This window comes from Streptomyces sp. NPDC056600 (assembly GCF_042792855.1).
Lineage (GTDB): Bacteria > Actinomycetota > Actinomycetes > Streptomycetales > Streptomycetaceae > Streptomyces.
This window is the reverse complement of record NZ_JBHTVQ010000001.1, coordinates 159,687-179,419: the sequence shown is the minus strand read 5'-3', so window position 1 is coordinate 179,419 and position 19,733 is coordinate 159,687. Positions and strand designations below refer to the sequence as shown.

Genomic DNA, 19,733 nt, shown 5'->3' with positions numbered 1-19,733 from the left:
GGAGTGCTCCGTCCCGGACGTGGCGTCGGGGTCTGGCGGTCTGAGCGGTCTGTGCGGGTCACGCGGTTCGTGCGGGTCATGCGGTTCGTGCGCCGGGCCGTGGTGGCGGGCCCGGTCGGCCCCGCGTCGCACCGGCGGGGCGGGTGGGCGGGTGCCGAATCGGTGGGCGGCGAAACCCGGCGCGGACCGCTGTCACCCGGTTGGCGCGCCCACCGCGCGGACGGCCGTCCGTGGTGCGCACGGCGGCCGCCGGCATGGGTGGGCTCAGGCCGCCTGGGCCGTTCCGGCGAACCAGCCGATGGTCTCCCGGAGCCCGTCGCTCCAGCCGGTGCGCGGCTGCCAGCCGAGGCGTTCGCGGGCCAGCGTGGTGTCGGGCCGGCGCCGCCCCGGGTCGTCCACCGGGCGGTCGACGAAACGGATCCGCGAGCCGGAGCCGGTCAGCTCGATCACCCGGCGGGCCAGCTCCAGCATGGTGATCTCCTCGGAGCCGCCGATGTTCATCGGTCCGCTCTCCTCCGACGCGGCCAGGGCGAGCACGCCCTCGACGGTGTCGTCGACGTAGCACAGCGAGCGGGTCTGCCCGCCGTCGCCGGCCACCGTGAGCGGCATGCCGTCCAGCGCCTGGGAGATGAAGGTGGGGACCGCGCGGCCGTCCCCGGTCCGCATCCGCGGGCCGTAGGTGTTGAAGATCCGCACGATTCCCGCGGCGGTGCGGTTCACCTGGCGGTGGGCGGTGGTGAGCGCCTCGGCGAACCGCTTGGACTCGTCGTACACGCTGCGCGGGCCGACGGGGTTGACGTTGCCCCAGTACGCCTCGTGCTGCGGGTGTTCCAGGGGGTCGCCGTAGACCTCGGAGGTCGAGGCCAGCAGGAAGCGGGCCTCGTCGACGCCCGCCCGCTCCAGCGCGTGGCGCGTGCCGGTGGAGCCGACCTCCAGGGTCTGCAGCGGCAGCCGCAGGTAGTCGGCGGGCGAGGCCGGGCAGGCGAAGTGCAGCACCAGGTCGAACCGGCCCGGCAGGTCGGCCAGCAGGCCCGGTTCGGTGACGTCTCCCTGGACGAAGGTGAACCCGCTGCCCTGCTCCAGGTCCAGCACGTTGGCGCGGGAACCGGTGCAGAGGTTGTCCACGCAGACCACCTCGGTGCCCTCGGACACGAGCCGGGCACAGAGATGGGATCCCACGAATCCGGCGCCACCGGTGACCAGGGCGCGTCGCCAGGGGCGTCGGGGTCGGCCGAACCAGTTGGGGCGGCTCATACGCCTCTCCTTCCTCTCGCCTGCGGCGGGGAACTGCGCACCGCGAGTACCCGCTTCGGGCGGCGCATGTCGAAGGCTCACCCGGTTGGGCGAATGCCGGGGTCGGGGGGCAGTGGTTCTCTACCATCGGCGGATGGCCGAATTCCTGATCGAGCGCACGGTGCCGCTGCCCCTCGACGAGGCGTGGCGGCGGGTGACGGACTGGCCCCGGCACGGGAAGGCGGTCCCCTTCACCCGGGTGACGGCGGACGACCGGTTCGTGCGGGCCCGGACGGGGGTGGGGCCGGTGGGGTTCCTCGACCTGATGGAGATCACCGTCTGGGACCCGCCGGCGGCGGGTGCCGGCGGCCGCTGCCGGCTGGAGAAGCGCGGCCGGGTGGTGCTGGGCTGGGCCGAACTGGAGGTCCGGCCGGGGCCCGGCGGCCGGGCCCACGTGGTGTGGCGCGAGGACGTCCGGCTGCGGTTCCTGCCGGGCCTCTTCGACGGCGTGCTGCGCGCCGCCGGGCGGCACCTGTTCGGCCGCGCCCTCAACCGGCTGCTGCGGTGGGAGTGACGCCGCCCGGGCGCGCGTGGGGTGCGGGGCGCGCAGGCGCCGCGTTGACTGGTCCGGGACCCCCTGGCACCCGGCGCCCGCGACCCGCCCGAGGAGAACGTGAGCACTTCCCCGGACTCGACCCCCGCACCCGCCCGCACGACGGCCCCGCCCGCCGCCGGCACCGCGGAGACGGCGCTGCGGCAGACCCTGCTGAGCCGGGGTTACCTGCGGCTGCTCCTGCTGTCCGCGCTGCTGGGCGTGCCGGTCGCCCTGGCCTGCTTCTTCTTCGTCGCGCTCCAGCACGAGCTCCAGCACTGGGTGTGGACCTCGCTGCCCGAGGCCCTCGGGCATCCGGCTCCGCCCTGGTGGTGGCCGCTGCCCGCGCTGCTGCTGGCCGGACTGATCGTGGCGCCGGTCGTGACCCGGCTGCCGGGGCGCGGCGGCCATCTGCCGGTGAACGGTCTCGGCGGCCCTCCCGTCGGTCCGGCGGCGCTGCCGGGCGTCGTGCTGGCCGCGCTGCTCACCCTCCCGCTGGGCGTGGTCCTCGGGCCGGAGGCCCCGCTGATGGCGGTCGGCAGCGGACTGGCGCTGCTGGCGCTGCGCCTGCGGAAGGGGACGGACGATCCGCAGGCCGCGGCGGTGGTGGCCAACACCGGCTCCACGGCGGCCATCTCCACCATCCTCGGCGGGCCGGTCGTGGCCGCCGTGCTGGTGGTGGAGGCGGCGGGCGTCGGCGGCGCCCGGCTGGTGGCGCTGCTGCTGCCCTGCCTGACGGCGAGCGCGACGGGCGCGCTGGTCTTCACCGGCTTCGGCAGCTGGACGGGCCTGTCGATCGGCGCCCTGACCCTGCCGTCGTCGGCCCTGCCCCGGGTGGGTCCGGACGCGGGCGACTTCCTGTGGGGCCTGCCGCTGGCCGCGCTGATCGCGGTGGTGATCACTCTCGCCCGGCGGCTGGGCCGGCGCGCCGCCGCCTGGAACGGAAGCGCCCACGGGGCCCCCGCGGCCTGGCGGGTGGTCGCCTGCGCCGTGGCGGTCGGCGTCTGCGTCGCCGCCTACGCGCTGGTCACCGGGCGCTCGCCGGCCGAGGCCGCGCTCTCCGGACAGGCCACGCTCGCCCAGCTCGCCGGCCGTCCGCACGCCTGGCCGGTCGCGGCGCTGCTCGCGCTGGTGCTCTTCAAGGGGCTGGCCTGGGGCATCAGCCTCGGCAGCCTGCGCGGCGGCCCGATCTTCCCGTCGGTCCTGCTGGGCGCGAGCGCCGGCATCGCCTGCTCCGGGCTGCCGGGGCTGGGCATCACACCGGCGCTGGCCCTGGGCATCGCGGCGGCGGCGACCGCGGTCACCGGGCTCCCGCTGACCAGTTCGGTGCTGGCAGTACTGCTCCTGGGGCGGGCGGCGTACGACCAGACGCCGCTGATCGTACTGGCGGCGGTGGTGTCGGTGGTCGTCACCCAGGCGCTGGGGCGGACGACCGGGAATGGATCGGGAGCTCACCGCCCCTGAGGGGCACGCCGGTGCCTCCCCGGCGGCAGGCGACGATCTCGGCCGCGATGGACAGGGCCGTCTCCTCGGGGGTGCGGGCGCCGAGGTCGAGGCCGATGGGGGACCGCAGGCGGGCCAGTGCCTGCTCGTCCACGCCTTCCTCGCGCAGGCGCGCCAGGCGGTCCAGGTGGGTGCGGCGGGAGCCCATCGCGCCGACGTAGGCGACGTCCAGGCCGAGCGCCGCGGTCAGCAGCGGCACGTCGAACTTGGGGTCGTGGGTGAGCACGCACAGGGCGGTGCGGGCGTCCACGACGGTGTTCTCCAGATAGCGGTGGGGCCAGTCGACGACCACCTCGTCCGCCTCGGGAAAGCGGCTCACGGTGGCGAAGACGGGGCGGGCGTCGCAGACGGTGACGTGGAAGCCGAGGAACCGGCCCGCGCGCACCAGGGCGGCCGCGAAGTCGACCGCGCCGAAGACGATCATCCGGGGCGGCGTCGCCGAGGTCTCCACCAGCAACGAGAGCGGTGCTCCGCACCGCGAGCCCTGCTCTCCGATCTCGATGAGGGAGGCGTCGCGCCCGGCGTCCAGCAGGGCCTCGGCCTGCTCGGCGACGGTCCGGTCGAGGTCGCTCCCCCGGCCGAAGCCGCCGGAGACGGCGCCGTCCGCGCCGACGAGCAGGGCGCGGCCGAGCAGTTCGGCGGGACCTTCCACGATCCGCGCCACGGCGGCCGGCTCGCGCCGCCGCGCCGCGGCGACGGCGGCCGCGTACACCGGGCGCACCGCGTCGCCCACGCGCACCGGGACGACGAGCACCTCGACGGTCCCGCCGCAGGTCAGACCGACCGCGATCCCGTCGGCGTCCGCGTAGCCGAAGCTCTCGCGCACCGTGCGGCCGTCCTCCAGCGCCCGCAGGCACAGCTCGTGGACGGCGCCCTCGACGCAGCCGCCGGAGACCGATCCGACCGCCTCGCCGTCCCGGTCCACGGCCAGCGCCGCCCCGGGGAGCCGGGGGGCGCTGCCGCCCACGGCGACCACGGTGGCGACGGCGAAGTCACGGCCCTGGCCGATCCAGCCGTGCAGTTCCCGCGCGATGTCCAGCATGGCCGCTCTCCTTTCCGCCGGGCGGACGTCTACCCGTCCGTGAGGTGTTCCGGCCGGACCGGCGCCCGCCGCAGGTCGAGGCCGGTCGCGGCGCGCACCGCGGCCAGGATCGCCGGCGTCGAGGACAGGGTGGGCGCCTCGCCCGCCCCGCGCAGCCCGTAGGGGGCGTTGGCGTCGGCCAGTTCCAGCACCTCCACCGGCATCGGCGGGGTGTCGAGGATGGTGGGGATGAGGTAGTCGGTGAAGGAGGGGTTGCGGACCAGTCCGGTGGCCCGGTCGACCACGATCTCCTCCATCAGCGCCACCCCCAGCCCTTGGGTGCTGCCGCCCTGGATCTGGCCGACCACGGCGAGCGGGTTGACGGCCTTGCCCACGTCCTGGGCGCAGGCCAGCTCCACCACCTTGACCAGTCCGAGTTCGACGTCGACGTCAACCACGGCGCGGTGCGCGGCGAAGGAGTACTGGACGTGGCCGTCGCCCTGCCCGGTGTGCCGGTGGAACGGCTCGGTGGGCCGGTGGCGCCACTCGGTCTCCACCTCGACCACCTCGTCACCGAGGATCTCCGCCAGGGTGGCCAGCGCGGTGCCGTCTGCGGCGACCACCTCGCCGCCCTCCAGCCGCAGCCCGTCCGTGGACCCGTCGGACGCCCAGCCGGGCCGCGTGGTGCCGAACCGTGCCAGGCCGAGCTCGAACACCTTCTCGCGCACCAGCTCGCAGGCCCGCTTCACGGCGCCGCCGGTGACGTAGGTCTGCCGGGACGCGGAGGTGGATCCGGCGCTGCCGACCCGGGTGTCGGCCGGGTGGATGGTGACCTGGGAGACGCCCAGCTCGGTGCGCGCTATCTGGGCGTGGACGGTGACGCCGCCCTGGCCGACCTCGGCCATCGCGGTGTGCACCGAGGCGACCGCCTCGCCCCCGGCGGCCTCCAGCCGCACCCGGGCCGTGGAGTAGTCGTCGAAGCCCTCGGAGAAGCCGACGTTCTTGATGCCGACGGCGTAGCCGACGCCGCGCACCACCCCTTCGCCGTGACTGGTGTTGGACAGTCCGCCGGGCAGCGCCCGCACGTCGACCGGGCCCGCCCCGGTCTCCCAGGGCCGCTCCTCGGGCAGCGGCAGTTCCTTGACCCTGCGCAGCAGTTCGGCCACCGGCGCGGGCGAGTCGACGACCTGTCCGGTGGGCATCACCGAGCCCTGGGTCATGGCGTTGCGCTGCCGGAACTCGACCCGGTCCATGCCGATCGCGTCGGCGAGGCGGTCCATCTGCGCCTCGTAGGCGAAGCACGCCTGCACGGCGCCGAAGCCCCGCATCGCGCCGCAGGGCGGGTTGTTGGTGTAGAGGGCGAGCGCCTCGACCTCCACGGCGTCCACCTCGTAGGGCCCGACGCCCAGCGAGGCCGCGTTGCCGACCACGGCCGGGGAGGAGGAGGCGTAGGCGCCGCCGTCGAGCACGATCCGCGCGCGGACGTGGGTGAGCCTGCCGTCCTTGGTGGCGCCGTGCTCGTAGACCAGCCGGGCCGGGTGGCGGTGGACGTGGCCGAAGAAGGACTCGTACCGGTTGAAGACCATCTTCACCGGGAGTCCGGTGCGCAGGGCGAGCAGGCAGGCGTGGATCTGCATGGACAGGTCCTCGCGCCCGCCGAACGCGCCGCCGACGCCGGCCAGGGTCATCCGCACCTTGTCCTCGGGCAGGCCGAGGACGGGCGCGATCTGCCGGAGGTCGGCGTGCAGCCACTGTGTGGCCACGTACAGGTCGACGCCGCCGTCCTCCGCGGGGACGGCCATGCCCGACTCGGGGCCGAGGAAGGCCTGGTCCTGCATCCCGAACTCGTACTCGCCGCGGACGGTGAAGTCGGCGCGGGCGGCGGCCTGTTCGACGTCGCCGCGGACGATCGGCTGGCGGTGCACGACGTTGGGGTGCGGGACGTGCGGGGCGTGGTGGTCGGTGCGGTCCTCGTGGATCAGCACCGCGTCGGGCGCGGTGGCGCTCTCCTCGTCGGTGATCAGCGGGAGTTCGCGGTACTCGACCTTGATCTTCGCCGCGGCGCGGCGGGCGATCTCGGGGTGGTCGGCGGCGACGGCCGCGACCGGCTCGCCGTGGTGGCGGATCCGGCGGTGGGCGAGGACGGGGGTGTCCTGGATCTCCAGCCCGTAGTGCCGCACCTCGGTGGGCAGGTCGTCGTAGGTGAGCACGGCGTGCACGCCGGGGGTGGCCAGCGCCTCGGAGACGTCCACGGAGAGGATCTCGGCGTGGGCCACCGTGGAGCGCAGCAGGTGCCCCCACAGCATGTGCTCGTGCCACAGGTCGGAGGAGAAGGCGAACTCCCCGGTGACCTTGAGGATTCCGTCGGGCCGCAGCACCGACTCGCCGACGCCGCCCGCGTTGCCGGAGCGCCGGGCGAAGCGGGTGGGCAGCCCGGCCAGCGGGCCGCGCGGCCCGAGCTCCGAGCGCACCCCCGGGATGACGGGCGCCGGACCCCGGCCGGTGAGGCCGGTCGTGCCGCGCGGGTCGGTGCTGTCGCTCATGCCCGGTCCCCTTCCGGCTCGGCGGAGCGCCGGGCGGCGGCCAGCCGGACCGCGTCCATGATCTTCTCGTACCCGGTGCAGCGGCACAGGTTGCCCGAGAGCGCCTCGCGGATGTCCGCGTCGGCGGGTTTCGGGTTCCGGTCCAGCAGGTCGTCGGCGGCGACCAGCAGCCCCGGCGTGCAGAAGCCGCACTGGACCGCCCCGGCGTCGACGAACGCCCGCTGCACGGTGGACAGTTCACCCTCCGGCGCGAGGCCCTCGACGGTGACCACCTCGCACCCCTCGGCCTGTCCGGCGGCGACCAGGCAGGCGCAGACCGGCACCCCGTCCAGGCGGACGGTGCAGGAGCCGCACTCGCCCTGTTCGCAGGCGTTCTTGGAGCCGGGCAGCCCGAGCCGCTCGCGCAGCACGTAGAGCAGCGACTCGCCCTCCCAGACGTCGTCGGCCTCCCGGGGGCGGCCGTTGACCGTCATCCGGACGCGCATCATGCGGCTCCCTCCGTGGCGCGGGCGCTCCCGCGGTACTCCTCCCAGGCCCAGCCCAGGGTGCGGCGGGCCAGCACGCCCACCGCGCGGCGGCGGTAGGCGGCGGTGCCGCGGACGTCGTCGATGGGTGAACAGGCGGCGGCGCACAGGTCGGCGAAGTGCCGCGCGGCCGCGGGCGGGATCACGCGCCCGCTCTCCCAGCAGCGTTCCTCCTCCAGCACCCCGCAGAGGAACTCCTCGGCCTCGCGGGCGCGCACGGGGGTGGGGGCGGCGGAGCCGATGCCGGTGCGCACGGAGCGGGTGTGCGGGTGCAGCGCCAGGCCGAAGGCGCACACGGCGATGACCATGGCGTTGCGGGTGCCCACCTTGGCGTACTGCTGCGGGCCGTCCGCCCGCCGTACGCGGACCGCGCGGATCAGCTCGTCGGGGGCGAGCGCGTTGCGCTTGGGCCCCAGGTAGAAGTCGTCGATCGGGATCAGGCGGGTGCCGCGGGCGGAGACGGCCTCGACCTCGGCGCCGGCCGCGAGCAGGGCCGGGTGCGCGTCGCCGGCCGGGGAGGCGGTGCCCAGGTTGCCGCCGACGCCGCCGCGGTTGCGGATCTGCGGGGAGGCCACGGTGTGCGAGGCGAGCGCGAGGCCGGGCAGCTCCGGCCGCAGCCCTTCCATGATCCGCGTGTAGGAGACGCCGGCGCCCAGCCGGACGGCGTCCCCGTCGGTCTCCCACTCCGTCAGCTCGGCGATCCGGCCCAGGTCGAGCAGCCGCTCGGGGCGGCGGTGGCCGAAGTTCAGCTCGACCATGAGGTCGGTCCCGCCGGCGAGGGGCACGGCGTCGGGGTACTCGGCCTTCGCCGCGAGCGCCTCCTCCCAGCCGGCCGGTCGTAGGAATTCCATGCCTGGGCCGCTCCTCCTGGACTGCGGGTCCACGCCCCGTGGCGCGAAGGGGTGGTCCGATACGTGTTGACGCTCGGTCCGGCCAGTACACCGCCCCCTCACCCGGTCGGGTCAGTCGCCGAAGACACGAAGGAATTCGCTGGCCAGGACTTCCATCTTGTAGATTCGTATGAAAGAGGGGTCCGTGCGATCCGTGCGTTTCCGTACGGGAACACGGCGGGCTCGCCTGCCCCACGACTTCGAGACCGGAACGGCGGCGACTGGAATGCGGCTCCGCGCACTGCTGGACACCCCCGGGCTCGGCCTGCGGCTGCTCGGCGGCGAGGACGAGCTGGACCGCGCGGTGCGCGGCGTCATGACCACGGACCTGAAGGACCCCAGCCGCTACCTCGCAGGTGGGGAGCTCGTCCTGACCGGTCTCGCCTGGCGTCACGAGCCGGCCGACTCGGAACGGTTCGTCCGGATTCTCGCCGATGCGGGCGTCGCCGCCCTCGGGGCCGGGGAGGCCGAACTGGCGGGCATCCCGGACGACGTGGTCGAGGCGTGCGCCCGGCACCGGCTGCCGCTGTTCGCGGTGGACGAGTCCGTTGCGTTCGCGAGCATCACCGAGCACGTGGTGCGTCAGGTGTCGGGCGAGCGGGCCGGGGATCTGGCGGCTGTCGTGGAGCGCCACCGCCGGATGATGACGGCGGGCCCGGCCGGCGGCGGCCCGGACGTGGTGCTGGAACTGCTGGGCTCGGACCTCGACCTGCGGGCCTGGGTGCTCTCCCCGGCCGGCCGCCTGATCGCGGGCCCCAAGGACGCCGGCGCCTCGCTCGCCCCGGAGGTCCGCACCCGGCTGGCCGCCGAACACCTGGCCGCCGCGCGCGCCGGACGACGGGCACCCCATCGGGTGACGGCCGCCGGGGTGACGTACTCGCTCTTCCCGGTCCGCGCCGCCGAGCGGTCGGGCCGGCCCGCGCGCCGGGAGGCCGCCCCGGCCGGTCCGGCCCTCGCCGACTGGCTGCTCGCCGTCCAGGCCGACGCCGCCGAGTGGCCCGACGCCCGGCTGGACCTGGTGAACGGCGTCACCCAGCTGGTGGCCGTCGAACGCGAGCGTCGCGAGGCCGGGCGCACGGTGCGCCGCAGGCTGGCCCAGGAGCTGCTCGAGCTGGTCCAGGCGGGCGCCGCTCCCGGCGAGATCGCGGCCCGCCTGCGGGTGGCCGCCCCGGTGCTGCTGCCGGGCCTGGACGCCGCCCCGGACTGGCAGGTGGTGGTGGCCCGCGTCGAGTGGCAGGGGGCCGAGGAGGGCGCCGAGGGCGCCCGCCGGGCGCAGGCGCTGCTGGAGGAGCTGCTGGCCGACCCGTCGGCGGCCGGGCCCGAGCCGTCCGACCGGCTGGCCGTGGCGGTCGCCGGGGAGGAGGCGGTCGCCCTGGTGCCGCTGCCGCCTTCTGGCGACGAGGCCCGGGGCGTGGCCGAGGAGACCGGTGCGGCGGACCGGCGGCCGGAGGGCCTGTCGGCCGAGTCCCTGCTGGCCGCGGTCCGCGAGCCGCTGGCGGCCGGTCTGGGCGACGAGGGCCGCGTGACGCTGGGCGTCAGCGCCGCCGTGCACAGCGCGGAGGGACTGCGCGGGGCGCTGGAGGAGGCCCGGCACGCCCGCCGGGTGGCCGCCGCGCGGCCCGGCGCGGTCTGCGCGGCCGGCCACCAGGAGCTGGCCTCGCACGTGCTGCTGCTGCCGTTCGTCCCCGACGACGTGCGGCGCGCCTTCACCGCCCGGCTGCTGGACCCGCTGCGGGAGTACGACGGGCGCCACCGGGCCGAGCTGATCCCGACACTCGAGGCGTTCCTGGAGGCCGACGGCTCGTGGACGCGGTGCGCCGCCCGTCTCCACCTGCACGTCAACACCTTGCGCTACCGGGTGGGCCGCATCGAGCAGTTGACGGGGCGTGACCTCTCCCGGCTGGAGGACAAGCTCGACTTCTTCCTTGCCCTGCGGATGAGCTGACCTGGGCGGTATCCGGCCCGGGGTACCCGGGGTCCGGCCACTTTGTGAAATGTTTCACCCGACCTCTTGGCCGGAACATCTGAATCGTGCTGAGATTCCGCCACCACCACATCCGGCTCGATGACGGCGTGCTCGGGGAGGGCAACGTGGCGTACACCGCCATGTCCGGTACCGCGACGAACACCGCAACACCCGCAGAAGGCGAGACACCGCAGGAAGCCGTATGGCGGCTGCGTTCGAGGGCGTGCTGGGCGGACGCGGCGGCCCTGCTCCCGGGCGACGGCCCCGAGGACACGCTGCAGCGGGCCGCGCTCCTGGTGGAGCGCTGTCTGTACACCGAACAGGGCTGGGAGGACGCCGAGGACGCGCTGCGCACGGCGGAGGCGGCGGCCCGCACCCCGGAGGAACGCGGAGCGGCGGCCTGCGAGAGGGGCTTCCTGGCCTACGCGGCCACCCTGCACGGCGTGCGCGACCGGGCGGACGAGGCCCGCGCCGCGCTCGGTCGTGCCGCCGCGCTGATCCCTCCCGCGACGCCCCGGCGGGCGCTGCTGGACTTCCGGCGCGGTCTGGTCGCCCAGAACCTCGCCCAGGCCCCGCAGGCGGCCCGAGCCGCCTACCGCAGGGCGCACGCCGGGGCCACCGCGCACCCCGACCCGCTGCTGCTCTCCTTCACCTGGCGGCACCTGGCCACGCTGGCGCTGCGGGACGGCGACGTCGCGGAGGCCCGGCACGGTTTCGCCGAGTCGCTGCGGCTGCGGGAGGAGATCGGCTACCTGGTCGGCACCGCCCCGGCGCTGGTCTCCCTCGCCGCGACGGAGCCGGAGAACCGGGCCCGCCGCCTGCGCGCCGAGGCGCGCCGCCTGCACCGCCTGCTGGGCGGCGTGCCGACCTGGCTGGCTTCGCAGGTGGAACCGGACGACAGCGAGGCGCCCGACGAGCCGGTCGCCACGGACGGCGCCGCCTGACACGCGCCGTCCGACCCCACCCGAAGGCCGTCCGACCCCATCCGAAGGCCGTACGAAGCCCCCCGCAGGCCGTCCGGCCCCCGTCCGAAGGACGTCATGCGCCATCTCCTCACCTCCGGCGGCGTCAGCAACCGGAGCATCCACGACGCGCTGGTCGCCCTCCTCGGCAAGCCGGTCGCCGAGTCCACCGCCCTCTGCGTCCCCACCGCCTCCTACGGGCACCCCCAGGTCACGCCGTCGGGGGCCTGGGACTTCATCGCCGGCCGGTCGTCCACGCCGATGTGCGACCTCGGCTGGAAGTCGCTGGGGATCCTCGAGCTGACCGCGCTGCCGAGCATGGACCGGGAGCGCTGGGTCTCCTGGGTCCGGGAGGCGGACGCGCTCCTGGTGAACGGCGGCGACGCGCTCTACCTGTGCCACTGGATGCGGCGGTCCGGACTGGCGGACCTCCTGCCGTCCCTGCGCGACACCGTCTGGGTGGGGCTGAGCGCCGGGAGCATGGTGATGACCCCCCGCATCGGCGAGGAGTTCGTCGAGTGGGAGCCGCCCACCGGCGACGACACCACCCTGGGGGTCGTCGACTTCTCGATCTTCCCCCACCTGGAGCACCCGTCGCTGCCGTGGAACACCATGGCCAACGCCCGGCGCTGGGCGGCCAGGATCGGCGGCCCGGCGTACGCGGTCGACGACGACACGGCCTTCGCGGTGGACGAGGACGGCACGGTCGAGATCGTCTCGGAGGGCCGCTGGGAGCTGCTGACGCCCGGGGCGTGACGCCCGCGGGGCGGCAGCGGCGGGACGGCCGGCGAACCGCCCCTCGGAACTACGCCTCCGCGCCGGCGAAGTGCTCCCCCACCAGCCGGCGGACCACGTCGAGGTCCTGCGCCACCAGGGCGTCCAGCAGCGCGCCGTGCTCCGCCGCGTCGGCGAGCAGTCCGGCGTGTCCGCGCGCCCCGGCCGCGCCGCCGGTCCGCGGCCACTGCGAGCGGCGGTGCAGGTCCTCGGTGATGCGCACCAGCTCGGCGTTGCCCGCCAGGGAGAGCAGCGCCCGGTGGAAGGCCCGGTCGGCCTCCGCGTAGGCGGCCGCGCAACCGGACGACGCGGCCAGCACGGTCCGCTCGGCCAGCGGGCGCAGTTCGGCCCAGCGCCCGGCCGGCACGGTGCAGGCCAGGCGCAGCACCACCGGCACCTCGATGAGGGCCCGCACCTCCGCCAGCTCGGCCAGTTCGCGGGCACCGCGCTCGGCGACCCGGAAGCCGCGGTTGGGAACCACCTCGACGGCCCCCTCGAGGGCCAACTGCTGCATCGCCTCGCGCACGGGCGTCGCCGACACGCCGAGCCGCTGCCCGAGGGCGGGGGCGGAGTGGACCTCGCCGGGCGCGAGCTCCCCGGAGACCAGGGCGGCCCGCAGGGCCTGCAGCACCTGCTCGCGCACCGAGGCGCGCCGCACCACGCGCGGCGCGTACGGCTCCCTGGGCCCGGGCAGCGGTCCCGCGGCGGTCGCCGGGCCCTCCTGCGGGTGCTCGCCGCGGGCTCCGGCCCCCGTCCCGCCCTCGGGGGTCCCGCCCGTGGCGTCGGGCCGCGGCCACGCCGCTTCGCCCGCTCTCTCTCGCGGGCGTGCCTGCTCCACGGGGACCTCCTGCGCCATGACTGCGGATTCCGGTTCAGGTTCCGGATCCGGGCTCCCAGCACGATAGGGGGCGGACGCCGGTGTTCCCACCCCCGGCCCGTATGAGTAAGGTAAGGCTTACCTGTTAATGCCTGATCATGCTCACGGGAACGGGAGTCCGTCGTGCCCCTTGCCACCTCGGCCTTTCAGGACGCGTACGACCGGCTCACGGCCGCCTTTCCGCACCTGACCGTGACGGAAGTCGCTCCTGGCGAGGCGCTGCCCACCGAGCGCGCCGACGCCGAGCCCGGGTGGGCGGCCTCGGCCGGCTTCACCGAGGACGGCCCCGAGATCGCGGGGCTGATCGCGCGGGACGGGGCGATGGTCGAGCAGTACTACGGCAGGCCCCCGCGGCCCGACGTCGGCGCCTCCCTGGCCCTGCACCGGTACGCCTGGCCGGTCTGCCTCCTCTTCACGGTCCCCGCCTTCCTCTCCCGCCGGGTGCCGCGGCTCACGGTGGACGACGTGGCCGTGCACCTGGAGACGGGGCGGATCGTCGTGCGGCCCCGGACCTTCGCCTGCCTGCCGGACGACCCGGCGGCCGCCCTGCCCGGCGCCCGGGTGGTGCCCGACGAGGACGCCCTGCGCGCCGAGGTGCGGGCCGCCGCGGCCGAGCACCTGAGTCCGGTCCTGGCCGTCTTCGGCCCGCGGATGCGGCGGCGCGGCCGGTCGCTGTGGGGCATGGTGACCGACGAGATGGTCGAGGGCCTGTGGTACGTCGGCAACCTGCTGGGCGAGGAGCGGCGGGCCGTGGAGGAGCTGGGCCGGATGCTGCCCGGCGCCACCCTGCCGCTGCCCGGCGCGGCCGGTTTCCGTGAGCTGCCCGGGCCGGGCGGCGACCCGCTCACCACCCGCGACCGCGTGACCTGCTGCCTGGCCTACACGCTCGCCGACGACAGCACCTGCGTCACCTGCCCGCGCACCTGCGACACCGAGCGCGTGGCCAAGCTGACGGCGGTTCCAGCGGCCTGACATCTGGTCGGATTTGCGTCCGTCGCCGTCAGACGGCCGCCTCGCGCACCACCCGCGCGCGGGATTGCCTTTCGAACGTAACTCAGCTTTTCCGTAAGGCAGTTCGACCCCGAGGCCGCCAACCCGGGGCCGATCGCCACCCCCTCGGTTCCTCTTGCTCCGAAACCCGGTACGCCGGTCTCCGGTTGGGCCAACATGGCCGCCAGCCAGGCCACCCAAGCCCGACGCAAAGGGACACCGGATGAGATTGACCGACGTTTCGCTGAATTGGCTGCTTCCCGGCGCCGTACTGCTCCTCGGCGTGCTGGCCGCAGTGGCGGTGCTCGCGCGCGGCCGGAAGGCGTCGACGGCGGGCCCGGCCTCCCCGGACGACTCCTGGGAGCGCAGCGAGGAGCGCCGCCGCCGCAAGGAGGCGGTGTACGGCACCGCCTCCTACGTCCTGCTGTTCTGCTGCGCCGCGGTGGCCGCCGCGCTCTCCTTCCACGGCCTGGTCGGCTTCGGCCGCCAGAACCTCGGCCTGTCCGGCGGCTGGGAGTACCTGGTGCCGTTCGGCCTCGACGGGGCGGCGATGTTCTGCTCGGTCCTCGCGGTGCGCGAGGCCAGCCACGGCGACGCGGCCCTGGGCTCCCGGATGCTGGTGTGGCTGTTCGCGGGCGCGGCCGCCTGGTTCAACTGGGTGCACGCGCCGCGGGGCCTGGGCCACGCGGGCGCGCCGCAGTTCTTCTCCGGGATGTCGCTGTCGGCGGCGATCCTCTTCGACCGCGCCCTGAAGCAGACCCGCCGCGCCGCCCTGCGCGAACAGGGCCTGATCCCGCGCCCGTTGCCGCAGATCCGGGCGGTGCGGTGGCTGCGCGCCCCGCGCGAGACCTACCGCGCCTGGTCGCTGATGCTGCTGGAGGGAGTGCGCAGCCTGGACGAGGCGGTGGAGGAGGTCCGTGAGGACAAGCGGATGCGGGAGCAGTCGCGGCGGCGGGACAGGGAGCAGAAGCGGGTGGAGCGGGCGCACCTCAAGGCGGTGAGCCGCGGGCACGCCCCGGCCGCGCTGACCGAGCGGGCGGCGCCCCAGGTCGAGCTCGAGCGCGCCGACGGCGCCGCCGCCCCCTCGGAGCCCGAACAACTGCCCCTGCGCAGCCGCCCGTCGCTGCCGGCTCCGGAGGAGGACACCATGGCCCTGCGCCAGCTCGACACCCTGGAGCGCAAGCTGAAGGACCTGGAGCAGCAGTTCGGCTGACCCGACGCCGGCCGCCTTCGTCAGGCAGCCGACGACGCCGGCCGCCCCGGTCAGAGCCGGACCGGTCCGGCTCCCGTGCGCGCCAGCTCGAACCACACGGACTTGCCGAGGGCGTGACCGCGCACCCCCCAGGCGTCGGCCAGGGTGGCCACCAGCAGGAGGCCTCTGCCGCCGGTGGCCTCGTCGTCGGCTTCCTCTCCCGCCGGGAGCCGCGGGGGCCGGCTGCGGACGAAGTCGCGTACCTCGACCCTCAGCCGCCGTCCGGTGACCGTCACCTTGAGCACCGCGCCGTGGCCCGTGTGCACCAGCGCGTTGGTGACCAGTTCGGTGGTGAGCAGCTCCGCCGTGTCCACCAGCTCCGCGTCCAGCGGGCGGCCCGGCACGTCGCACCGCACCAGCTCCCGTAACGCACGCCGCGCCCGTGGCACTGCGCCCAGGTCCGCCCGGCGCAGGCGCTGCCTGAGCCGGGGCCGCCGTACGCGGAGGCGTGGCCGGCCGACCGCCTGCCGATCGGCCGCCTGCGGATCCGGTGGCGCGCCTGGTCCGGTGGACGGCTCCGCCGCGTCGGCGACGGCGGAGACGCCCGCCTGTGATGCCTGCCTCTTCATGAGCCCCCGTTCACGCCGAATCGCACGTCCCTTTCTCGAACGCGCTCACGAGATGCATGCCCGCGTCCGGAACGCGGCACTCATCCCGTTCCGGTGGGCGGCCGGGCGAGGGTGGGGCGATCGCCGGGACCGGCTCAGGGACGCGGCACGTTGCGCAGGTTGGAGCGGGCCATCTGCAGCATCCGGCCCACGCCTCCGTCGAGCACCACCTTGGACGCGGAGAGCGCGAAGCCGGTCACCATGTCCTTCTTGATCTTCGGCGGGATGGACAGCGCGTTCGGGTCGGTCACCACGTCGACCAGGGCGGGGCCCTTGTGCCGGAACGCCGCCTTGAGCGCGCCCGGCAGGTCCTTGGGCTTCTCCACGCGCACGCCGAAGGCTCCGCAGGCCTCCGCGACGGCGGCGAAGTCCGGGTTGGTGTTGGCGGTGCCGAACGAGGGCAGCCCGGCCACCAGCATCTCCAGCTCGACCATGCCCAGCGAGGAGTTGTTGAAGAGGATCACCTTCACCGGCAGGTCGTACTGGACGAGGGTGAGGAACTCCCCCATCAGCATGGAGAATCCGCCGTCGCCGGACATCGACACGACCTGCCGGTGCCGGTCGGTGAACTGGGCCCCGATCGCCATCGGCAGCGCGTTGGCCATCGAGCCGTGGGAGAACGAACCGATCACCCGGCGGCGCCCGTTGGGCGTGATGTAGCGCGCCGCCCAGACGTTGCACATGCCGGTGTCGACGGTGAACACGGCATCGTCGTCGGCCATTTCGTCCAGGACCGAAGCCACGTACTCGGGGTGGATCGGGACGTGCTTCTCCACCTTGCGGGTGTAGGCCTTGACCACGCCCTCCAGCGCGTCGGCGTGCTTCTTCAGCATCTTGTCGAGGAAGCGGCGGCTGGTCTTCTCCTTCACCCGGGGGATCAGGCACTTCAGCGTCTCCTTGACGTCGCCCCAGACCGCAAGGTCGAGCCGGGAGCGCCGTCCGAGGTGCTCGGGGCGCACGTCGACCTGGGCGATCTGCACGTCGTCGGGGAGGAAGGCGTTGTACGGGAAGTCGGTGCCGAGGAGGATCAGCAGGTCGCACTCGTGGGTGGCCTCGTAGGCGGCGCCGTAGCCGAGCAGGCCGCTCATGCCGACGTCGTAGTTGTTGTCGTACTGGATCCACTCCTTGCCCCGCAGGGCGTGGCCGACCGGCGACTTGATCAGCTCGGCGAGCCGCATCACCTCCTCGTGCGCGTCCTTGCAGCCGGCGCCGCAGAACAGGGTGACCTTGCCGGCCTTGTCGATCATCTCGACCAGCGCGTCGAGTTCGGCGTCCCCGGGGCGGACCGAGGGGCGGCTGGTGACCAGCGCGGTGTCGTAGGCGCCCTCGGGGGCCGGCTCGTCGGCGATGTCGCCGGGCAGCGTGACGACGCTGACGCCGGAGCGGCCCACCGCGTGCTGGACGGCGGTGTTGAGCAGCCGCGGCATCTGCGAAGGGCTGGAGATCATCTCGCTGTAGTGGCTGCAGTCGCGGAACAGCCGGTCGGGGTGGGTCTCCTGGAAGAAGCCGAGCCCGATCTCCGAGGAGGGGATGTGGGAGGCGAGCGCCAGCACGGGGGCCATGGAGCGGTGGGCGTCGTACAGGCCGTTGATCAGGTGCAGGTTGCCGGGGCCGCAGGAGCCGGCGCAGGCGGTCAGCTGCCCGGTGACCTGTGCCTCGGCCCCGGCCGCGAAGGCGGCGGCCTCCTCGTGGCGGACGTGCACCCAGTCGATGCCCTTGTGGCGGCGTACGGCGTCGACGACGGGGTTGAGGCTGTCCCCGACCACCCCGTACATCCGCCGTACGCCCGCACGGGTGAGGATGTCGACGAACTGCTCGGCGACGTTCTGCTTGGCCATGGGTCCGCGTGCCCCTTCGCTGCGTGCTCACGATCCGAGTCCGGACCGCTCGTGTCCCCGTTCTCGGGACCATCAATCCACGCGGGACCCGATCACGCCTCCCAGACGGCCGCCGCCGTGCGGTCGTCGGCGTAACCCTTCACCCGCACCTGCACGTCCGCCAGGAAGCCGGCGAGCCCGGGCGGCTCCGGCGCGGCCCACCTGCGGCCCAGGTGGGCGAGGAGCGCGGGTTCCCCGCCGAGCGGGTCGGACAGCCCGGCGGCGCACATCAGCAGCCGGTCCCCCGGTCGGGCGACACAGGTGCGGAACCGGAACGGTTCGCGGGGCGGCTCGGGCGCGGGCTCGTAGGGGCTCGGCGGCGTCGTGATGCCGAGGTCCAGGGTCAGCTCGCCGGGTTGCGCGGAGGGGCCGGCCGGGCGGGGCTCGAGGTCCTGCCAGTCGCCGTCCCGCAGCCGGTACAGTCCGCCGTCGCCGACGCCGAAGAACACGCGGGTGCGGCAGTCGGGGTCGGCGGGCAGCAGCAGGCAGCGCAGCGTCGCCTCGTCGCCGCCCGAGCTCCACCCCTCGACCCGTGCGGTGGCCCGCAGGCGGCCGAGGCTGCGGTCGGTGAGCCGCTGGAGTCCGGCCCGCAGGTCGGCGCGGCGGCCCTCGCGGATGTCCTCGGCGAGGCGGGCGGCGCTGCGGCCGACGGCCTGGGCGATCCAGCGGCACGCCGCGGAGGCGGCCCGCTGTCCGGCGGGGGTGGCGCGGGCGCCGGTGGCCACGGCGACCAGCACCAGCGCGCGGTCGCCCACCCCGAAGCGGGCGGTCAGCAGCGCGTCGCGGCGCACCTCGCCCCGGTAGCGGGCCGAGTCCCCGCGCACCGAGGCGGCCCGCAGGGTCAGGCCGCCGTGCCGGGCGCCGTCCAGCACGGTGTCGGGGACGAGGTCCTCCAGGGCGGCGGGGTCCGCCATCGGCAGCGACGTGGGCTCGGCGTCGTAGCTCGGCGGCGCGTCCCCCACGTAGGTCACGTCCCGGCCCGCCGCGCCGCCGCCTCCTCCGCCTCCTCCGAGGTCCAGCGTCTCCCGGTCGGGCGGTAACGGGGCGCCCTCGCTGCCGCGGGGCGGTTCCGGCCGTGCGGCGGGCCCGCGCCCGGGGCCGGCGGTGTTCCCCCCGGGCCCTTCGGGCGGCGCGGGAGTGCGACGCCCGGGGGGCGCGGTGTCCCCCGGCGCGGGCACGCCGGTGCCGCGAGCCCCCGCGGCGTTCCGCAGGCCCTCCGCCTCGGCCGGACCGGCCGTACCCTCACCGGGGCGCGCTCCCGGCCCCTCACCCGCGTTCCCCGCCGGCCGTGTCCCGGGCCCGTCATCCGCGCCGTCCGGGCGGCGGGCCCCTGGGCCGTTGCCCGCGCCGTCCGCGGGGCGGATCCCGGGCCCCTCACCCGCACCGTCCGGGCGGCGGGTCCCTGGGCCGTCGCCCGCGCCGCGACCGGTGCCGTCCGCCGCCGGTCCGCCGGACACGGCAGGGTCACCGGTGCCGGGCCGGGCGCCGTTCCCGGCGACCTTTCCGGTGCCGAGGGCGCCGTCGTCACCGGGGGCGCTGCCCGCACCCGGTGCCTGCGTTGCGTCGGGGCCGCCTGGCCCTGCCTCTGCCCCGGCGCCGGTTCCGGCCGGTGGCGTCACCCCGGTGCCGAACCAGTCGGCCGCGGCAGGGGCCCGCCGTCGCCCCGCGTCACCCGCAGGACGCGCGCCACCCGCGCCGGCGCCGGCCCCGGGCCCACCGGACGCCCGGCCCAGGTCACCCCGGTCCCCGCGCGGCGACCCCTCCCCCGCGCCCGCTTCCCTGCCGTCCCGCATCGTCCCCGCGCCGGCCGGACCGGCCGGACCGTTCAGCGGCGGCCGGGCGGCGGGGCCGGGGTCGCCGGGTCCGCGTGCCGGGTCCGCCGGCCGCGACAGGTCGGGATCCAGGTCAAGGTCCAGGTCGAGGTCAGGGTCCAGATCCAGGTCCGGGCCGATGCCCGGAGCCGGGTCCTGACCGGTGGCCGGGCCCGGACCGGGGCGCGGGTCCGCGTGCTGACCGGTGGCCGGGGGCGGCCCGGAGCCCGGGGCCGAGGGCCCGCCCACGTCCGCGCTCGTCCCCCGGGGCCGACCCGGACCCCCCGCACCGGGGCCCCGCCCGTCCGCG

General features: G+C 75.6%; 16 protein-coding genes. 7 read left to right on the top strand and 9 right to left on the bottom strand.

Annotated features, from left to right (window positions below):
• Positions 1 to 264: 264 nt before the first annotated feature.
• Complete coding sequence (locus ACFRAV_RS00845; RefSeq protein WP_382550104.1) at positions 265 to 1,254, bottom strand: NAD-dependent epimerase/dehydratase family protein; 990 nt, start codon at positions 1,252 to 1,254, stop codon at positions 265 to 267.
• Between the two features lie 133 nt (positions 1,255 to 1,387).
• Between ACFRAV_RS00845 and ACFRAV_RS00840 the strand changes: the two genes are divergently transcribed.
• Positions 1,388 to 1,807, top strand: coding sequence for an SRPBCC family protein (locus tag ACFRAV_RS00840; protein ID WP_382550102.1), 420 nt, complete (start codon positions 1,388 to 1,390; stop codon positions 1,805 to 1,807).
• 99 nt (positions 1,808 to 1,906) lie between these two features.
• The gene (locus ACFRAV_RS00835) at positions 1,907 to 3,289 is read left to right on the top strand and encodes a chloride channel protein (protein WP_382550100.1); all 1,383 of its coding nucleotides are present in this window, start codon (positions 1,907 to 1,909) and stop codon (positions 3,287 to 3,289) included.
• On the opposite strand, the gene ACFRAV_RS00830 is transcribed toward ACFRAV_RS00835, so the two are convergent.
• From ACFRAV_RS00830 to ACFRAV_RS00815, 4 genes are read right to left on the bottom strand one after another with little or no spacing between them, the layout of a single operon-like run.
• A complete protein-coding gene (locus tag ACFRAV_RS00830; protein WP_382550098.1) occupies positions 3,234 to 4,370 on the bottom strand; it encodes an XdhC family protein in 1,137 nt (378 codons plus the stop codon). The two genes, ACFRAV_RS00835 and ACFRAV_RS00830, sit on opposite strands and share 56 nt — an antisense overlap.
• 29 nt (positions 4,371 to 4,399) lie before the next feature.
• Complete coding sequence (gene pucD, locus ACFRAV_RS00825) at positions 4,400 to 6,892, bottom strand: xanthine dehydrogenase subunit D (protein ID WP_382550096.1); 2,493 nt, start codon at positions 6,890 to 6,892, stop codon at positions 4,400 to 4,402.
• Entirely contained in the window at positions 6,889 to 7,377 is a 489-nt protein-coding gene (locus ACFRAV_RS00820; protein ID WP_351117199.1) for a (2Fe-2S)-binding protein, read from the bottom strand. Before ACFRAV_RS00820 ends, pucD begins: the two co-directional genes overlap by 4 nt.
• Positions 7,377 to 8,267 carry an FAD binding domain-containing protein gene (locus tag ACFRAV_RS00815; protein ID WP_382550093.1) on the bottom strand — a complete coding sequence of 297 codons (891 nt, stop codon included), beginning with the start codon at positions 8,265 to 8,267 and terminating at the stop codon, positions 7,377 to 7,379. Before ACFRAV_RS00815 ends, ACFRAV_RS00820 begins: the two co-directional genes overlap by 1 nt.
• 265 nt (positions 8,268 to 8,532) lie before the next feature.
• Here ACFRAV_RS00815 and ACFRAV_RS00810 point away from each other — a divergent pair, with 265 nt between their 5' ends.
• The 3 genes from ACFRAV_RS00810 to ACFRAV_RS00800 all read left to right on the top strand — a co-directional run bounded on the left by ACFRAV_RS00810 (position 8,533) and on the right by ACFRAV_RS00800 (position 11,990).
• A complete protein-coding gene (locus tag ACFRAV_RS00810) occupies positions 8,533 to 10,251 on the top strand; it encodes a PucR family transcriptional regulator (RefSeq protein WP_382550091.1) in 1,719 nt (572 codons plus the stop codon).
• 161 nt (positions 10,252 to 10,412) lie between these two features.
• Positions 10,413 to 11,216: a hypothetical protein gene (locus tag ACFRAV_RS00805; protein WP_382550271.1), complete on the top strand. Its 804-nt coding sequence runs from the start codon at positions 10,413 to 10,415 to the stop codon at positions 11,214 to 11,216.
• Between the two features lie 96 nt (positions 11,217 to 11,312).
• Positions 11,313 to 11,990: a Type 1 glutamine amidotransferase-like domain-containing protein gene (locus ACFRAV_RS00800; protein WP_382550089.1), complete on the top strand. Its 678-nt coding sequence runs from the start codon at positions 11,313 to 11,315 to the stop codon at positions 11,988 to 11,990.
• Between the two features lie 49 nt (positions 11,991 to 12,039).
• Here the strand turns inward: ACFRAV_RS00800 and ACFRAV_RS00795 are convergent, their stop codons facing one another.
• Positions 12,040 to 12,864: a GntR family transcriptional regulator gene (locus tag ACFRAV_RS00795; protein WP_382550086.1), complete on the bottom strand. Its 825-nt coding sequence runs from the start codon at positions 12,862 to 12,864 to the stop codon at positions 12,040 to 12,042.
• 144 nt (positions 12,865 to 13,008) lie between these two features.
• Between ACFRAV_RS00795 and ACFRAV_RS00790 the strand changes: the two genes are divergently transcribed.
• Positions 13,009 to 13,857, top strand: a complete 849-nt coding sequence (locus ACFRAV_RS00790; RefSeq protein WP_382550084.1) for a (2Fe-2S)-binding protein — start codon at positions 13,009 to 13,011, stop codon at positions 13,855 to 13,857.
• Between the two features lie 241 nt (positions 13,858 to 14,098).
• On the top strand, positions 14,099 to 15,088 hold the full coding sequence (locus ACFRAV_RS00785) for a DUF2637 domain-containing protein (RefSeq protein ID WP_382550082.1): 990 nt from the start codon (positions 14,099 to 14,101) through the stop codon (positions 15,086 to 15,088).
• A 50-nt stretch (positions 15,089 to 15,138) separates the two neighbouring features.
• Here the strand turns inward: ACFRAV_RS00785 and ACFRAV_RS00780 are convergent, their stop codons facing one another.
• From ACFRAV_RS00780 to ACFRAV_RS00770, 3 genes are all read right to left on the bottom strand, one after another.
• Complete coding sequence (locus ACFRAV_RS00780; protein WP_382550080.1) at positions 15,139 to 15,696, bottom strand: ATP-binding protein; 558 nt, start codon at positions 15,694 to 15,696, stop codon at positions 15,139 to 15,141.
• A gap of 134 nt (positions 15,697 to 15,830) precedes the next feature.
• A complete protein-coding gene (locus ACFRAV_RS00775; RefSeq protein WP_382550078.1) occupies positions 15,831 to 17,573 on the bottom strand; it encodes a pyruvate dehydrogenase in 1,743 nt (580 codons plus the stop codon).
• 92 nt (positions 17,574 to 17,665) lie between these two features.
• Positions 17,666 to 18,583 (bottom strand): protein phosphatase 2C domain-containing protein, encoded by a 918-nt coding sequence (locus ACFRAV_RS00770; RefSeq protein ID WP_382550076.1) that lies wholly within the window; start codon positions 18,581 to 18,583, stop codon positions 17,666 to 17,668.
• Between the last annotated feature and the right edge of the window lie 1,150 nt (positions 18,584 to 19,733).